We start from the raw sequence: 17,399 nt of genomic DNA on the forward strand, positions 1-17,399 counted from the left end.
AGATTAGTCCCTAATCTTTAGGATAGGGAAAATAGGTCGATGCTGGATGCAGAAAACGAAGAGCTTTTGGGGATTTTTTTTGAAGAAGCTCAAAATCTCGTAGATACCCTTGAAGAGAATATTATGTCATTAGAGGATGATCCTAATAATGCAGGGACTATTGACGAGATATTTAGGGCAGCTCATACCCTTAAGGGTAGTTCGGCTTCGGTTGACATGATGGAACTCTCGGAGTTCACTCATGTTGTTGAGGATGTATTTGATGCTATTAGAGGTAATGGATTAAGAATTTGTCGTGAGCTTGTTGATTTGCTTTTAAATTCACTTGATGTTGTAAAGAGTATGTTGGACGCACGTCTTAATGGGAGCGTTTATTTAGAGGATGTAAGTGAGCTTAAAGGGAAATTAGTGGGGTTTTTGGGTAAAAGTGACCAGAGGGAATCTATGGTTTCTTTAGGAGGAGCTAGTGATGATAGATTTTTGCTTTCATCTTTTGACCTTCACAACATACGTGAAAGCTTGGGGCTTGGCCAGAAAGTTTTAAGGGTTAGTATTAATTTTAATAAAGATAATCCTATGGCGACGATTTCTGGAATACAGATGTTTCAAGCTTTAAAAGATTTGTCTCCAATTCTTCATACTGTTCCTAGTTATGAGCAAATTATTGCTGATGAATATTTACCTAGAGTAGATTATTACTTAATATGTTCAGATATTGATAATGTAGAGAAAAAAATAAATATATCCGATGTCGTTTCGAATTATGCAATTGAGGAACTTGATATTGAGGGTGAACTGGGGGAATCAGAGGCAAGAGAGAGAGGCGTTATTAAGTCTAACCTCGTATATGGGGATGAAGTTCAGCTTTCTAGTGTTGAGCTTTTAAGCTTAAGGGATCGTATTGGGGATGCTAAATTATTTGAAGTGAAGTTAAATTTTAACAGGGATAATCCCATGGCAACAATTTCTGGGATGCAGATGATGCGAGCGTTAGAAAGCTTGGGAGAGGTTTATAAGTCTATTCCTGATAATGTTGCTTTATTAGCAGATAAGTTTTTTGATGTCGTTGTATATTATTTAATATCGGATACTTCAACAGATAGCATTGCTAGAAAGATAAATTTAGAGGATGTTGTTGTTAGTTTTGAGATTAAAGAGGTCAACCTAGAGAATGTTAAGGACTTGAGTTTAGATGCCGAGACTGATGAAGCATCTGCTAAGCATTTTAAGAAGGGGGCTCCTTTAAATGTCAATTTAATTAGAATTGATAGTAAAAGAATAGATTCTATATTAAATCTTGTAAGTGAAGCTGTTATAAATAAATCAGCTTATAATCAAATAAATTCCGATATGGCATCTTTGCTTTATAGTTTTAATTATTTTTATGATTATCAAGAGAGTTTCCAGAGGAACTTTTTGGTAGATTTGAAAGTTGTCTTTAAAGATATGGGGTTGGAATTGGAAAATGCTGTTGAAACTCAAATAAAAAATTTAATGAATCATAAAATAGAGAGAACTTTACATGATATGGGAGAACTACGAGATTCTTTCTTAAAAATTCTTCAAGATTCAAAATTTGCCTCTGGTAGACTTTCAAGAATAATTACTGATTTGCATGAGAGTGTTTTAAGAACAAGAATGTTGCCGGTTTCTGGTATTTTTTTGAGATTTACAAGAGTTGTAAGGGATTTGTCAAGGAAATTGGGCAAGGTTGTAGAACTTGATACGGAAGGGGGCGATACGGAAATCGATAAGTCTGTTATAGATGATCTTGTAGAACCTTTGATGCATTGTGTTAGGAATTCCATGGATCATGGACTTGAAACTTCTGAAGAAAGACTTAGAAAGGGTAAGGATAGAGTTGGTCATATACTTTTGCGTGCTAGAAATGAGGGCAATATAATATCAATAGATATTGCAGATGATGGCAGGGGGATAGATCCGAATATTATTAGACAAAAATCGATTGAAAAGGGAATAATTAAAAAAGATGACAAGTTTCTTCCCGATAGTGATGTCCTTAACTTGATTTTTTCTCCTGGATTTTCAACAGCAAGTCAGATTACAGATGTTTCTGGGAGAGGGGTGGGTCTTGATGTTGTAAAAAAGAGTATTGAGAAGTTAAATGGGACCATTTTAATAGATTCAAAGATTGATGTTGGTACTACTTTTAAAATCAAGTTACCTTTAACATTGGTAATTGTTCAGGGGCTTCTTGTGAAATCGGGAAGTGAACTTTATGTTGTTCCTTTAAATAGCGTTCTTGAAACGCATAGGATTAGCGAAGAAAACGTTAAGCTGATTGAAAATGAGCATGAGGTGTATAACTTAAGGGAAGAAATTGTATCTGTGCTTAGACTTGATAGGCTTTTTAACATAGAGAGATATGAAAACTTATCTGAGAAATTTTTAATAGTTATTAATGTTGATGATAAGAAAGCAGGAATAGTTGTAGATCTTATTCTTGGAGAAGAAGATTTTGTTGTAAAGCCTATTAAGGATAAGTATGCTTCAAGTCCTGGGATTGTTGGAGCTACTACACTTGGGGATGGTAAGGTTGTTTTAATTATTGATGTGTTTAAGCTTTTTGAGTTAAGGGATATGAAGGAATAGGCTTATGATGGACATAAAAGAGATTCATTTAGGAGACGATGAGTTAAGTGGGCATAGGGTTAGAGAATCTAGCTTTGTGAATTTGGACTTCAAAGTAGTGTCTTTCAATATTGGTGATGATAATTATTTAATAGATATCATGAAAGTTAAAGAAATTAGAAAATCTAGCAATTTTACATATGTTCCAAATGCTAGGAGGTATGTGGTTGGTCTTGACAATTTAAGAGGAGAGATAATATCTATCATTGATTTAAGGATAATGTTTAATTTAAAGACCAGCGAAAAGGACCTTGAGGATATCATGGTCCTCAGAAATGAAGATTTATTAATTGGTATTATTGTTGACAGGGTTAATAATGTTTTCTCGATTGATTCTTCTCTAATACAAGATCCTCATCCTGTTTTATCTCAAGATGCGCTTATAAAGTACATAAAGGGAGTAGTTGAACATGAGGGCAAGTTGTATATACTCCTTGATATAGATAAAGTTTTCAATTATGATGAGGAAGATGAAGGCTTATTGGCAGGTGAGACAAGTGCTGCTTTGCCTATAGAAGAAAATCTAATTGAACTTACTGAGCCCTCTAATGATTTTATAGATGATTTAGAGGTTATGAGGGATAATCTTTTTCAATATTCTTTCAATACATCTTTGGTAAATAGCGAGTTTTTAAGAGAAGTTGGAATAAAATTAGGTATGACCAGTGTTAGTGATGAATCTTATGGTCGATTTTTGGGTGAGTTTTATTCAAAGTCGACAGGATGCTTGTGGGATGGTAGTTATTTAAGGGAATTTCAGGACGAGATTGTTGCCAGGCATATGAGTGGTATTGGCGGTGTTGGTTCTGTTTTAAATATTTTTGAAGTTGGGTGTGGAGATGGGAAGGAGACAATATCTTTTGTGAATGCTTTGTGTGAATCTTATAAAAAACTTTTTAGAGTAACGGCTATTGATAATGATTTGACCAGGGTGATTGGTACTTCTAATTTAGTTTTCTCAGAAGCTGAAATTGGTTTGAGCGAGATTTACAGAAAGAATTCCTTTGAACAGAGCCCAGGACTTTATAAGTTTAAGGCAGAGATTATGGATAATATTTTGTTTGAATATTCGGATGCCATTTTATCGGAGTTTCCTGAGGATTTGGGAATTATTTTCTTAAGGGATGTTTTGTGTTTCTTAAATGATGAGGAGCAAGCTTTGATTTTAGGTACAATTGCAAAGAAGACTGTTAGCGGAGCTCTTTTGATTTTGGGAGATAATGAGAAGCTTAAAGATAGTGATATTTTTGTAAAGGAAAGATCTGTGGAACATTTTAACTTGTATAAAAAGGTCTAAAGGAGAAACGAATGAGAATAGATTACATAGAACCATTTTTGGATGCTGCTTCTTCGGTTTTAAGGGATATGTTGCTTGTTGAAGATATTAAAATGGGAAACCCGGGGCTTAAGTCGACAAATCAGAAAATAAAAGGAGTTTCTGTAATTGTGGGGCTTGCAGGTTCTGTTGAGGGTAGTATTGTTATTGATATGGACATTGATACAGCTCTTTTTATTGCTTCTAAGTTGAATTTTGAAGATTATGTTGATTTTGAGGACGAGGAGACTAAGGAGATGGTTGCTGCTACTCTTACTGAGGTTGGCAATATTATTGCGGGTAATTTTGTTACCACTTTACATGCCAAGGGATTTATATTTGATATAACTCCACCGGCTTTTATTTATGGAGAGAATATGAAGATAAGTAATAAGGGTTCAGAGGCCTTGATTGTGCCATTTACCTTGCCAGATGGTAAGATTATAGAAGTTAATATTGCAATAAGGGAGAGGGTTTGATATGATTATGGAGTTAGATTTACTTATTATTAGAAGAGAGGGTTTGATATGATCCAAAAGACTACTATTGCGATGGATTCTTCAGTTAAACCAAAGGGTATTAACTATGAGACGGGGGTTCCTTTTAATGTTTTGATTGTCGATGATTCGGTTTTTACTGTGAAGCAACTTACTCAAATTTTTACTTCTGAGGGATTTAATGTTATTGATACTGCTGCTGATGGTGAGGAGGCTGTGATTAAGTATAAGAATCATTATCCTAATATTGATATTGTTACTCTTGATATTACTATGCCTAAGATGGATGGGATAACTTGTCTTTCTAACATTATGGAATTTGATAAGAATGCTAGAGTTATAATGATTTCTGCATTGGGAAAGGAGCAGCTGGTTAAGGATTGTTTGATTAAGGGCGCTAAGACATTTATTGTGAAGCCTCTTGACAGGACTAAGGTGCTTCAGAGAGTTATGTCTGTGTTTGTTAAATGATCTGTTTAGCTTTGGGGGTGAAAGTTTTAGTTTCTGTAAAAGATCATTTCGTTCTTTATTTCGCTCATGGCTTTAGTGAAGTATGTCATGTTTAGATTAAAAATTTCTGGTACGTTCTTCTTGTTATTTCCTATGTACAGTTCTAACTTGTAAAATCCTTTTTTAGTGTAAAGCAGTGCTGTGCTTTTAAAAACTGTATCTATGGGTTTAACTTTAAATATTTTGTGTTTGTAGAAACTTCTGTCAATGATTTCACTTTTAAGTAAATATTTATTGATCTCCCTGTAGGTTGGAGTTACTGCAGTATAGTCAACTTTGTTTTTTATGATGCTTTTTGCAAAAATTTCTGTTAGTTCATACACCTGCATTTCATTCTGGCTTTTAGGGTATCTAGTGTAGTATTCTTCTTCCAGTATTAGATTGAAAGTGTAGTATTCTTTCATTTCCTCAGATGCCCGCATTTCAATTGAGGTTGTTATTAGTCGTGCATTAATTATTGATGTATTGACAAACAATAAGAGAAGTATCCTTCTTATCATGTTTGTTCCCTATTAATATTTATTATTTTTTTAACTTTCTCGATTTCTAAGGGTATTCTGGTCCTTCTTTTTGTATTGAGTTTTTCTTTTAACAGAATGTTGTTAAATTTTTTTGCCATTTCGTATATTTTTTCTTCACTAAATAAAAACGGGATTTGAATTTTCCTATATTCAATTGGATCTTGTAGTACTTTTTGCATCAGTATGATTGGATTTAGGAAGCTTACCTTAAAAAATTTGTAAAAGTTCATTAAAAAAACGGTAAAAGAAATGAAGAGAGAGAATAAAAACATCCCGAGAATGGAATCATTTTTTCTTTGTAAATATTTATCTATATAAAATTTCGTTTGATCTATTTCAATAACTTTGTATTCACTGGGGCTATAGTAAAGAAATGTGTCACTAGACTTAGCATATATTGTACTTCCCATATCTTTAATCATTAGTATAAAAGGATATTTTTCTTTTATGTAATTTTTTTCAGTTGTTATTGAGATGTTCTTTATGATATTAAATTCTTGTTTTTCTGGAATTGTATTTGCAAGGCTTAGACTTGAAAATATTATAAAAAATATGAATGGGACCAGAAGGCTTATCGAGAATGTTCTAGCAAAGGCAATGAGTATTAGATTTTTCTCCTGCTCATTGTAATAAATTTCAATCATTAAATCATTGAATCTAAGAAGTCTTAGGAATCTTAGTTTAAAAAGAGAAAGTATGATTGGACTTAAGATAGCCTCATGAGGATCAATTATATTTTTAATTTGGTTAGAACTGTAAAATATAAGAGGAATTAAGCAATGTAATATATCAAAGAATAAATTATTTCTTACATAGACTTGTAGTTGTTGTGCAAAGTAAGCTTTTGAAATTTTACATAAAAAAATTAAGATAAAAATTAAATCAAACAAGAACCCAATAGATATAAGACCAAATCGGACCTTATAAGGGAGGAAAAGTATTATTGACAATTCCTCTATTAAGAATGCAAGCAGTGAGACGATTAAAGTAGCTTTTAAAACATTTGAAAATATCTTCACCATTTATTTTTCCTAGCTATTTCCAGAAGCTCTTTAATAACTCTTGGATCATAATCTTTTGAGCTTGATTGTTTTATTGAAAACCAGCTTTCATCATATCCTAAAAAGCCTTTCGTTTTATTATTTTTAATATTCGGAATTCTTGCTCTATTTGAAAAAATAGATATCAAAGTTGCAACGGGTGACATGTTATTTAAGTTTTCATACTTAAATAGACTTTGGGTTACTAGGTCAACTGTATTTTGATCTAAAAAATCTATTTCTGCGCTGACTAGTTCTACTATATCCTTGATGTTTTGTGAATTCAAATTTATCTCTTTTTCAAAGCAGATTTTAATTATCAGAGCTCTCAATAGCAGCAAAATTTTTATGTAGTTCTTTATAATTTTTGAAGAAGTAAAAAGATTATTTTCTTTCTTAATCAGATACACTGTGTAAGAATTTTTATCTTCAAAAAGTTTATTTATGTAAAATGTAATAAGACCGCTACTTATTGCATTAAAGTTGTACAAAAATTCTTTTCTAAGACAAGAACTGGTTTTAATGCAGTGGAATATTGATTCTAGATTATTTTTGTTAAATTCTTTCCTAAATAGTTCTCTTATAATGTTGAAATCAATAGAATCAATGCTTGACAAAACTAATGGAGTAACTATCGTATCTGTTTTTTCCTTAACGTATTGAATGAGCGAGTTAATATCAGATTTAAAATCTTCATCTATGAATGTTGAAATAGTTCTATTATTTTCCTTCAAATATTTAATTATCTCGATTTCTTTTTCAAAAACTGACAAGCTCTTTATTTGTTCATGATTGAATAGATAATGATACAAGTGGGGAAAGTATGCTTTTGTATTCATTTTATTATGTCCAGAAGTTCAGAAGGCCTGTTTATAATGTATTTTGCTCCATTTTCTTTCAATTCTTCTATTGATCTAAACCCCCATGAAACTCCAATTGGCAAAAAACCAGCATTTCTAGCAGTTATCATGTCAATATCACTGTCTCCTATGTATGCAATCTCTTCAGGTTTAACATTGAGCTCTATTATCATATCAAGAGCGTTTGCAGGGTCTGGTTTTGCTTCAAATCTTGAGGAGTAGCCTCTGACTTCAAAAAAATCTATGTCTTTAAACATATTCTTTGTTACTGCCAAAAGTTCTTCGTGGTTTTTGTTGCTTAAAATTCCAACAGGAATCTTAAGCTTATTAAGTTCAGCCAGAAGACCTTGTATTCCATCGTATGCCCTTGTTTGAGAAGTAAGGTTTTGATTATATTCTTTTACAAATTCTTCATAAAGGTTGTACTTAATACTTTTATCATTAAAGTTCATACTGAGATATTCTAAGGTTTTTTCTACAAATTTATCAAATCCTCTTCCAACAAAGCTATTAAATTTGTCTGTTCCAATTTCTTTGTATCCTAAATTTTTTAATGCAGAATTCATTGAAGATGCAATGTCTGTGATGCTGTTTATTAAAGTCCCGTCCATGTCAAAAATGCAAGCTTTTATTTTCATGATTTAATTCCTTCAGAAGTAGAGATGTGTCGTGCACTCATTTTACCATTATTTTCTGTCTTTCACTAAAGTTTATTTCATGATTTGAAATATTTGAAGTTGTCTTTAATTTTTTCTCAAGGACCTTGCCAACATTCCCATTTAAGTTTTATTATATTTTGTAAGAGTTATGAATAAACGGCATTTTCCTTTTGTATATCTTCAGGTCGGGTTTTAATTCGTGCAGGATGTACTGGTTCTGGATAGAGTAACAAAGCAGTATGGGAATTTTGTAGCCAATGATGAAGTCTCTATCAGCTTTAGAAGGGGAGAGATACATGCAATTCTTGGTGAAAATGGTGCTGGTAAAACCACTTTAATGAAAACTATTTACGGGGTGCATAAGCCTACGAGCGGGCGCCTTTTTTTAAGGGGTAAGGAATTACACCTTAAAGATTCAAGCGAATCCATTCGTAATGGTATTGGGATGGTTTTTCAACACTTCATGTTAATTCCAAATTTCACGGCTGTACAAAACATTATATTGGGCTATGAAGATTCGGGGTTTGGGTTTATTAATTATGGGGAAGCGCTAAAAAAAATACTCAATATTTCTAGGAAGTATGGACTAGAAATAGATACTGATAGGCAGGTTCAAGACTTGGGCGTTGGAATGGGACAGAAGATAGAGATAATTAAAGTTCTATATCGGAATGCAGATATCATTATTTTTGACGAGCCTACCGCAGTACTTGCCCCGAGTGAAATTGATGAATTTATGAAGATTTTAAAAATGTTGGCTTCAGAGGGGCATACTGTAATACTTATTACACATAAGATAAAGGAAATAAAGACTGTAGCACAAAAGTGTACAATTATGAGGCTTGGGAAGGTTGTGGGGACTTTTGATGTTTCCGAAGTTGATGAGAGAATTCTTACCAAGTTAATGATAGGCAAGGAAACAGCTCTTGATGCATCTAGGAGACAATTTGTTGACAATACGAATGTTCTTGAAGTTAAGGACTTAAATGTTAAGGATGAGAGGGGCGTACTTAAAGTTAAAAATGTTAGTTTTAATGTCAGAAGTAGTGAAATTTTGGGGATAGCTGGAATTGAAGGGAGTGGACAGGAGGAATTAGTTGAAGCTATTCTTGGTATAAGAGCAGCAGTCAGTGGAGAGATATTTAAGAAGACTGGAGATGAGTTTGAATCTATAAAGGGGTTTAGTGTAAAACAAATAATAGATAGAAAGATAGGCAACATCCCATCTGATAGGCAAAAGCACGGTCTTATTCTAGATTTCAGTGTTTTACAGAATATTGGGATTAAGAGCTTTGATGATGTTAGGTACCTAGATATTAGGGAAAAAAATAAGATTAACAAATTAAGTTTTAAGACATTAGATAACATTAAAAAGCAGTTTGTTGGGTTTAATTTAAGCTTTCTTAAAAAGGTAAGTAGACAACTTACAAATTCATTTGATATTAGACCAAGAGACATTTTGTGTAAGGTTAAGAATTTATCTGGAGGTAATCAGCAAAAGGTAATTGTTGCCCGTGAGCTCAATTTGGAACCTGAGGTTCTCCTAGCAGTGCAGCCCACAAGAGGACTCGATATCGGTGCTGTTGAAAATATTTATAAGAAAATACTTGAACAAAGAGATTTGGGGACAGCCATTCTTCTTGTATCTCTTGAGCTTGAAGAGCTTATGAGTGTTTGTGATAGAATAGCCGTGATGTACGACGGACAAATTGTAGGTATTCTGGAGGATAATTTTGATGTTAATATTATTGGTAAAATGATGACGGGTGGTGTGGGTTAGATGAATGCTGGTAGTTGTAGGTATAAAGAGATAACACTGAAGTTTTTAAATACACCAGTGTTTGTTAACTTTTTTGCATTGTGTTTGGGATTTTTAGTTGTTGGCTTGGTGGTATCTCTGCTTGGTTATTCGCCCTTTAGGATGTATTACATAATAATAGAAATTATGTTTTCTTCTCCTAAGCATTTAGGTTACATTTTAAGTTATGCAACTCCATTGATTTTTACAGGGCTTTCAGTGGGTATTGCTTTAAAAGCAGGTCTTTTTAACATTGGAGTTGAAGGCCAGTTTATACTTGGATCAATTACAGCTTTAATGGTTGGGATTTTTTTAGAATTGCCCCCCTTTTTGCATGTGATTTGTGTTTTTTTTGTGACTTTTATTGTGTCAGGAAGTCTTGGGATTTTAATTGGATACTTAAAGGTTAAATTTAATATAAATGAAGTAATTGCGGGGATCATGTTTAATTGGATTTTGTTCCATATAAATAACATAATTCTGGACATATCTCTCATTAAGAAGGAAAATAGTGACTTGTCTAGGCCAATCAGAGAAAGTGCTTTTATTGATTTTTTTGGTTCTTGGAAATTATCGCCTGAGGGGCTTGCCTATAGGGCTGAAAACCCATTTATTAATGATTTTCTAAAGGCTCCCCTTAACTTTGGAATAATCATTGGAATTTTTTTTGCCGTTTTAATATGGGTTTTGTTAAGCAGGACAATACTCGGATTTAAGATTAGCTCTATAGGACACAACATAGAGGCTTCTTATCGTATGGGGATTGACATTAAAAAAGTTTTGTTATTTGCTATGTTCCTTTCGGGAGCCCTTGCGGGGCTTGCAGGAGCCGTACAAGTTATGGGAGTTAATAAGGCAATATTTAAGCTTTCCTATATGGAAGGAACTGGCCTTAACGGTATAGCTGTGGCCTTAATCGCAAATAATTCACCAATCGGAATAATATTTTCAAGTATTTTATTCTCGATTCTGCTCTACGGGAGTGGTAGGGTTCAGAGTTTGATGGGGCTATCCTCTTCGATCGTATCTTTGATGATAGGCATAGTGGTACTTGTAATTTCTGCTAGTCATTTTTTAAATAAGATGATTTTAGGGGGTATAAAGGGTGTTAGGCGAAATAGTATTTCTAATTAGTGAGACTTTAGTGAATTCTCAAACTTTAATTCTAGCGGGTTTAGGAGGGCTTATAAGTGAGAAGAGCGGAATAATAAACATTGGTCTTGAGGGAACAATGGCTCTTGGCGCGTTTGTTGGCGCTGCATTTGCGTATTTTTATGGCTACCCATTATTTGCAATTTTTGTTGGAGGTTTTTCAGGAGTTATTCTTTCAAGTCTTCATGCGATTTTTACTATTTTCCTTAAATCAGACCAGATAATAACTGGAATGGCTATTAATTTTTTGGGACCAGCCATTGCTATGTTGTTTGGTATTTTCATTTTTGGCTCTTCCTCAACCCCCCCAATAGATGTTAAGTTGCCTGTGCTTTTTGATGGTGTTTTGGATAAAAAATCTCTTATATTTCAAATTTTTGGAAAAAGATATTCACTCTATATGGCAATAATATGTGTTATTATTGCTCATATCGTATTTAGACATACTAAAATTGGGCTTAGAATTAAAGCTAGTGGTGAAGACCCGGAGGTTTTAGAATCTCTTGGGGTCAATGTTGTTATGATTAGGTTTTTTTGTGTGCTTTTGAGTGGTCTTTTTGCAGGAGTGGCGGGGGCAATTATTTCTACTGTAATCACTTCAAGCTATATGCAAGGAATTATCGGGGGGCAGGGTTTTATCGCTATTGTTATGTTAATTTTTGGGAAATGGCAACCTTTTGGAATCTTAATAGGCAGCTTTTTATTCTCTTTTGTAAGAACTTTAGTTGTTGTAATGTCTCAAGTCCCTTTTTTTTCCTCAATGGTATCTCCTAAATTATTGATCATATTGCCTTACGTTGTTGTAATCCTAAGTCTTATGTTTTTTTCAAAAAAGAGCTATGGCCCTAAGGCTCTAGGTTTACCTTATAAACAAGATTAATTTCGTTCCTTATGTTGATAAAATTCTTTTTTAAACGCTATTGAAATTATTTAATGTTTATTTGGGAATTATATTTTTTGATCTAGAGTTGTAAATGGTGTCTGTTGATCTTGAGTTTGTTAACGTTATTAAATAACTGGTTGTTTTACGAGGTAGTTTTATGTTGAAGATTAAATACAAGTTTGTGGGGTTTTTGTTCGTATTTTTGGTTGTGATTATACTGTTTTTTTCTTGGGTTTTTAAGTCTGTTTTGGGTAGTTATGTGGAAAGCTATTATAAGCAGCTTACAAGGGGGCAAGTGAGGAGAGCTTCTTTTGCTATTCAATCTTTGTTGGACACGTTTTACATCATTATGGACGGCACAGGGTCCACTATAGCTCTTGACACCCTTTATGAATATTCTTTTTTAAAAAATGGTGGTCGACGTGCCTTTTCGGGAGCTGAAATAAGCAAAATGAGAGAGAATTCTAAGGTTATACTTGATACGGTTAAGACAAGCAAGAGGTATCGCGAACGAGTATACAGGACGTTGGCAGATTTGAAAATAGATACCGTTTACGAGGAATTTGCGTTTCTTGACTTTGAAGGCAAGGTAATTGTCACTACAAGACATGAGAACAATATGGATTTTGGGCAATCTGAGTCAGGGACAAGATATTTTAAAAGGACCTTGGAGGGTTATAAGAGAGATAAGCTAAATTTTGTTGGTTGGCATATGGGACTTACCGAGGGGATAGCAGGAGAGGTGGCGGTGAGGTCTCGTCAAAAGGAAAAGAGAGCCTTTGCAATAGCGGTGCCTGTGTACTCAGCAGAAGATAAAGTGGTTCTTGGTTATTTGGTTGGCTATCTGGTCAATGATGTTGTGAGCAATATCCTAGATAGGTCTAGGTTTGGATTTTACAATAGGGGGAATTTGCTTTACCTTGATCCAAGTAATCATGCTGCTAATCCTTTGGTAGAGTACAATGAGGGTGCAAAGATGGGCTCAAAGTTTATCGGCCTTTTAAAGAGTGCTTTGTCTAAACCCCCAAGGCCGGCTGTTGTAGCAACTGAGGCTCCAGTTTATCAGATTGAGAGAGCTTACTTTCCAGAGATGGGATTGGACAATTATTATGCTATGCTACCGATTAGCAGTAAGCTCGGAGAGGATAGTGGGCTTTTGCTTGCAAGAATTCCTTACGAAGATATTTATGGTGTTATTGAAAGTTTGGCTTTGAAGTTTGTTATAGCTTCTATCTTGGGGGTTGTTGCAATAGTAGTTATCCTAGCGATGAGGATAGATGTAATTATTAGTCATAGGCTAGATTTGATTAGAAGTTTAGTAGGTGAGATAGTTCAGGGGAACCTAGATAAGGAGCATAGTCTTGATGATAAATGTTCTGATGAGTTGCATTCTTTGGGTATGCAAATTATTAGAATGCGAGATAATATCGCAAGTGCTATTAGGAGTGTTCTTCGAAACATCAGTTACGTTAATAAGGCGAGTGTTGAGGTTGCTAATTCAAGTCAGAACTTGAGTTCTGGTGCATTACAGCAAGCTTCGACTCTCGAGGAGATGTCAGCAAACATTGAGCAGATATCAGCTGGGGTTAGAATGAGTGCCAATAATTCTCGGCAGACAGAACAAATTGCACTAAAGACTAATGAAAATTCACAGATAGGAGGCAAAGCAGTTGAGGAGTCTGTTATGGCTATGCAGGCTATCGTTGAAAAGGTTAGCGTTATTGAAGAAATAGCTAGAAAGACTAATTTGCTTGCTTTAAATGCGGCCATTGAAGCCGCAAGAGCTGGGGATGAGGGTAAAGGATTTGCTGTTGTGGCGAGTGAGATTAGAAAGCTTGCCGATCTTAGTAAGATTTCTGCACTTGAGATTGGAGAGCTGGTTGAAGAAAATTCTAGAGTTGCAACGGAGGCGGGTTTAATATTTAAGGATATGTTACCCGAAATAGAGGAAACTACTAATCTTGTTAAGAAAATTTCTGATGAGAGCTCCAATCAGGATGAGCAGATTACTCAGTTTAAAATGGCACTTGATCAGGTTGGAGAGGTTGTCCAGGCTTCAGCAGCAAGTAGCGAGGAACTTTCAAGTATGGCTGAGAAGATGCTTGAGAAGTCCAAAGAGCTCAAGAGCGCAGTGTCTTTTTTCAAAATCAAGGATGTGGGAGATGTTACTGATTCTGACGGCTATTTTAGTCCTGATGAGGATGGAACCGGTTCTGTACCTGGTGGTATTAGTTCTTTGAATAAGGATAATGGTCTATCTTTAGGCGATAGAGAGGATGATGTTTATGGTAATTCAAATGTAGGTGTTGATTCTATTAATAAAAGGGTAGATCCTAATAAGGCTATTGATATCGTTGGTAAGAAATTGAATTTTGATGAAGATTTTTCAGATTTTTAGAATTATTTTTGTAGTAGGTGGTAATGTATGAAACTGAGAGCTAGGATATTGCTTCTTGTTAGTGTTCTTATATCGATTTTTATTTCTGTGTTGTTTTTCATATTTGGGATGCTGATTAATAATAATTTGACAGATCAACAATTAGATCTGATGAAGAATTTGATTAGAAATGTTAGAAACTCCTTGACAATTTATGTTTCTTCAATGGAGGAGAGGGTAAAGATTAATTCAATGTATTTAAACTCTGCTTCTAAGTTTGAATCAATTGCTACTGTTAAGTCTAGAAGAATGGAATTTATTATGGAGCAGACTGAAATGCTTGTTAAGACGGGTAGTAACATGTTGATAGCCGATAAAAACGGGGACATAGTGTTTACTACTGCTGTTAAGGACAATAGTGATTATGGCATATCGATTGCTGATAGGGATTACTTCCTTAAGTTAAGAGAGTCCAGTTCTGTTTATAATTCTTCTGTTCTCTTAGCGGAGCCTGGTTCTATTGAAGAGGGTTTAGTTAAGGGTATCTCCAAGATAAGGAATAAGGCAGGTCAGATCCCTTATTTGTTAATAGGGATTCCTTTAAGGGATTATGAGACTAGTGATATTCTTGGTTACTTTATGCTCTTTTACTCAACAGATTATGTTTATAATTCGTTTAAGGGTATTAGTTTTGGGGCATTGGGAACCGGAAGGGCTATGGTATACGACAGGTCGGGTGTGTTTCTTATGCATCACACTTGGTTACCAGGCGATAATTTGTCTTCCATTAATCCTTATTACAGCAATGTGGTTAAGAACACATCTGAAGATTTGATTCAAAAAGGTAAAGAGCTTGTTGTTATGCATTATTTTGATCCTACAAACAACGGAAAGCCATTTGTAGGTCTTGCTCAAAAGTTAAGAGGACGGCTGTCTAATTTGCCCTTTATAATATTTTTACGGGTTACTGCAGATGATTTTTATTACATGAGTAGGTTGACTACTTTTATTTTAGGTATAGGTTTTGTTGTTACTTTATTTGCACTTGGCTTGGTGACTGTTTACCTTGTATCTAGGCTTGGTTCTTCTTTGAATGGGATTTTGAACTATTCCGAAAGGTTGGCTTCTGGAGATTTTACTGTTACAGATAATCCTTTAAAGTGGGAGACCTTGGAGTTATACAGGCTATATGAGAATTTAGAGCTTTTAAGGACTAATTTTTCATCCATAGCGAGGGGGGTCATTGAGAACCTTGATTACCTTTATGAGAATGCAATTCAGATAGCAAATGCGAGTCAGAATTTAAGTTCTGGGGCGGTAGAGCAGGCTTCTACTTTGGAAGAGATGACAGCAAATATTGAGCAGATATCCCAGGGTGTTTCTGAGAATACTGAGAGCGCATCTACTACAGAGAGCATTGCTGTTAATACGAATGAGAGGACTAAGGGAGGGCATAAATCTGTTGTAAAGGCTATTAAAGCAATGGAAGTTATTACAGACAAGATAGGTATTATTGATGAGATAACAAGGCAAACCAATTTGCTTGCTTTAAATGCTTCTATTGAGGCCGCTAGAGTAGGAGATAAGGGTAAAGGGTTTGAGGTTGTCGCTGCAGAGGTTAGAAAGCTTGCCGATCAGAGCAAGGATTCTGCTAGAGAAATCATTGATATAGCACATAAGAGTTTAACTATTGCAAGCAGGGCAGGTAATAACTTTGAGCAAATTGTACCTGGTATGGAGGAGACAGCTAGACTTGTTAAGAATATTACTAGGGAGAGTTCTAACCAGAGTAATCAGATAGGACAATTTAAAAATGCGATCGAACAAGTTAGCCAGTTAGTGCAAACAACAGCTTCAAGCAGCGAAGAGTTGTCAGCGATGTCTGAAAAGATGCTAGAGAGTGTTAAAGACTTAAAGGAATCAGTTGACTACTTTAAGGTTGATAAGTAAGAGGTGGTTTTGCTCTAGGGGATATGCGATTTGCTAGGCCAATACTTTAAGGATTTTAGCACCCCCTAGGCATTCATCGTTTTGGTAGAATATGCAGAATTGCCCCGGAGAGATCCCGTAGTCTTCTTTTTGTAGAGAGACTTGTATGATATTGCGTTCTAGCATTTCTATCATGCATTGTGTTTTTTTCTCACCGTGTCTTATTTTGACGCTCAGGCTCCCACGGCTTGGTGGTTCATTTATCCAGTTCATCTTGTGAACTAAAAATTTTTGTCTTCCTTGTTTCAGGTAATTTTTGCTGTTAGAGATATAAATGACGTTGTTTTCAATATCTTTTTCTACCACAAACCATGGGCCATTGCTAAGTTTAATCCCTTTTCTTTGTCCAATTGTAAAAAACCAATAACCATTATGAGTCCCAACTATTTTTCCTGTCTCTTTTTCAACTATGTTGCCCTTAAGTTCTCCTAAATGATATCTGACAAATTCATCGTATTTTATTTTTCCTAAAAAACAAATCCCCTGGCTATCCTTTCTGTTTTTATTAGGTAAATCTATTTCCTGTGCTATCTCTCTCACTTCGACTTTCAGTAGATTTCCTAGAGGAAAATGTAATTTTGACAGCTGTTTCCCGGAGAGGTTGGACAAAAAGTAACTTTGATCCTTGACTCTATCCTTAGCCTGTTTAAGTATGTAATGACTATTTCTATTCTCAATTTTAGCATAATGACCTGTTACAATTAGATCATAGCTCTCATTGATTTTATCAAAGAATGCCCCAAATTTTATCCTCGTGTTACAAAATATATCTGGACTTGGGGTGTTTCCAATTTTTAATTCTTCAATAGCATAAGCCACCACTCTTTTGTAATATTCATCCTGTAGATTGATAGTTGCGTATGGTACGTTAAATTTTTTGCAGACGGCTTCTACGCATTCAATGTCTTCACGCCAAGGACACTCTCCAATATAGGAAAGTTCATCCTCAAGCCAAATTTTCAGATAATAGCATTTTATATGCTTGCACCCTCTCTTTATCATTTCATAAAGAGCCACGGAGCTGTCTACTCCTCCAGACAAAAGTACCGCTATTCTCATAATCTGTTTCTTACTGAATTATAGCATACTCAATTTTGATGTTTTTTATAATCTATAGTATAATTTGTGCAAATTCTTCGTTAGGGG

At 34.6% G+C, this 17,399-nt stretch carries 14 protein-coding genes; 9 read left to right on the top strand and 5 right to left on the bottom strand.

Going from position 1 to position 17,399, the window contains the following annotated elements:
• Positions 1-39 precede the first annotated feature (39 nt).
• The 4 genes from LSO06_RS03465 to LSO06_RS03480 are packed head-to-tail and all read left to right on the top strand — an operon-like array spanning position 40 to position 4,935.
• The gene (locus tag LSO06_RS03465; RefSeq protein ID WP_231760660.1) at positions 40-2,613 is read left to right on the top strand and encodes a chemotaxis protein CheA; all 2,574 of its coding nucleotides are present in this window, start codon (positions 40-42) and stop codon (positions 2,611-2,613) included.
• Between the two features lie 7 nt (positions 2,614-2,620).
• Positions 2,621-3,949, top strand: coding sequence for a CheR family methyltransferase (locus LSO06_RS03470; protein ID WP_231760892.1), 1,329 nt, complete (start codon positions 2,621-2,623; stop codon positions 3,947-3,949).
• Between the two features lie 11 nt (positions 3,950-3,960).
• Complete coding sequence (locus LSO06_RS03475) at positions 3,961-4,446, top strand: chemotaxis protein CheX (protein ID WP_231760661.1); 486 nt, start codon at positions 3,961-3,963, stop codon at positions 4,444-4,446.
• Positions 4,447-4,494: 48 nt separating this feature from the next.
• Positions 4,495-4,935, top strand: a complete 441-nt coding sequence (locus LSO06_RS03480; RefSeq protein ID WP_231760662.1) for a response regulator — start codon at positions 4,495-4,497, stop codon at positions 4,933-4,935.
• A gap of 26 nt (positions 4,936-4,961) precedes the next feature.
• On the opposite strand, the gene LSO06_RS03485 is transcribed toward LSO06_RS03480, so the two are convergent.
• The 4 genes from LSO06_RS03485 to LSO06_RS03500 are packed head-to-tail and all read right to left on the bottom strand — an operon-like array spanning position 4,962 to position 8,033.
• Positions 4,962-5,474 (bottom strand): hypothetical protein, encoded by a 513-nt coding sequence (locus LSO06_RS03485; RefSeq protein ID WP_231760663.1) that lies wholly within the window; start codon positions 5,472-5,474, stop codon positions 4,962-4,964.
• Positions 5,471-6,517, bottom strand: coding sequence for a hypothetical protein (locus LSO06_RS03490; protein ID WP_231760664.1), 1,047 nt, complete (start codon positions 6,515-6,517; stop codon positions 5,471-5,473). Before LSO06_RS03490 ends, LSO06_RS03485 begins: the two co-directional genes overlap by 4 nt.
• Positions 6,511-7,374, bottom strand: coding sequence for a hypothetical protein (locus LSO06_RS03495; protein WP_231760665.1), 864 nt, complete (start codon positions 7,372-7,374; stop codon positions 6,511-6,513). The genes LSO06_RS03490 and LSO06_RS03495 overlap by 7 nt, the downstream gene beginning before the upstream one ends.
• Positions 7,371-8,033, bottom strand: a complete 663-nt coding sequence (locus LSO06_RS03500) for an HAD family hydrolase (protein ID WP_231760666.1) — start codon at positions 8,031-8,033, stop codon at positions 7,371-7,373. Before LSO06_RS03500 ends, LSO06_RS03495 begins: the two co-directional genes overlap by 4 nt.
• Before the next feature lie 220 nt (positions 8,034-8,253).
• On the opposite strand from LSO06_RS03500, the gene LSO06_RS03505 reads away from it, so the two are divergent.
• From LSO06_RS03505 to LSO06_RS03525, 5 genes are all read left to right on the top strand, one after another.
• Positions 8,254-9,834 carry an ABC transporter ATP-binding protein gene (locus LSO06_RS03505; protein ID WP_231760667.1) on the top strand — a complete coding sequence of 527 codons (1,581 nt, stop codon included), beginning with the start codon at positions 8,254-8,256 and terminating at the stop codon, positions 9,832-9,834.
• Positions 9,835-10,986 carry an ABC transporter permease gene (locus LSO06_RS03510; RefSeq protein WP_231760668.1) on the top strand — a complete coding sequence of 384 codons (1,152 nt, stop codon included), beginning with the start codon at positions 9,835-9,837 and terminating at the stop codon, positions 10,984-10,986. It begins immediately after the preceding gene.
• Positions 10,958-11,884: an ABC transporter permease gene (locus LSO06_RS03515; protein WP_231760669.1), complete on the top strand. Its 927-nt coding sequence runs from the start codon at positions 10,958-10,960 to the stop codon at positions 11,882-11,884. Before LSO06_RS03510 ends, LSO06_RS03515 begins: the two co-directional genes overlap by 29 nt.
• Positions 11,885-12,044: 160 nt before the next feature.
• Positions 12,045-14,285 carry a methyl-accepting chemotaxis protein gene (locus LSO06_RS03520; RefSeq protein WP_231760670.1) on the top strand — a complete coding sequence of 747 codons (2,241 nt, stop codon included), beginning with the start codon at positions 12,045-12,047 and terminating at the stop codon, positions 14,283-14,285.
• Between the two features lie 27 nt (positions 14,286-14,312).
• Entirely contained in the window at positions 14,313-16,214 is a 1,902-nt protein-coding gene (locus tag LSO06_RS03525; RefSeq protein ID WP_231760671.1) for a methyl-accepting chemotaxis protein, read from the top strand.
• Positions 16,215-16,247: 33 nt separating this feature from the next.
• Here LSO06_RS03525 and mnmA read toward each other — a convergent pair whose 3' ends face one another.
• The gene (gene mnmA / locus LSO06_RS03530; RefSeq protein ID WP_231760672.1) at positions 16,248-17,312 is read right to left on the bottom strand and encodes a tRNA 2-thiouridine(34) synthase MnmA; all 1,065 of its coding nucleotides are present in this window, start codon (positions 17,310-17,312) and stop codon (positions 16,248-16,250) included.
• Between the last annotated feature and the right edge of the window lie 87 nt (positions 17,313-17,399).

This window comes from Borrelia sp. RT5S, assembly GCF_021165755.1.
GTDB lineage: Bacteria > Spirochaetota > Spirochaetia > Borreliales > Borreliaceae > Borrelia.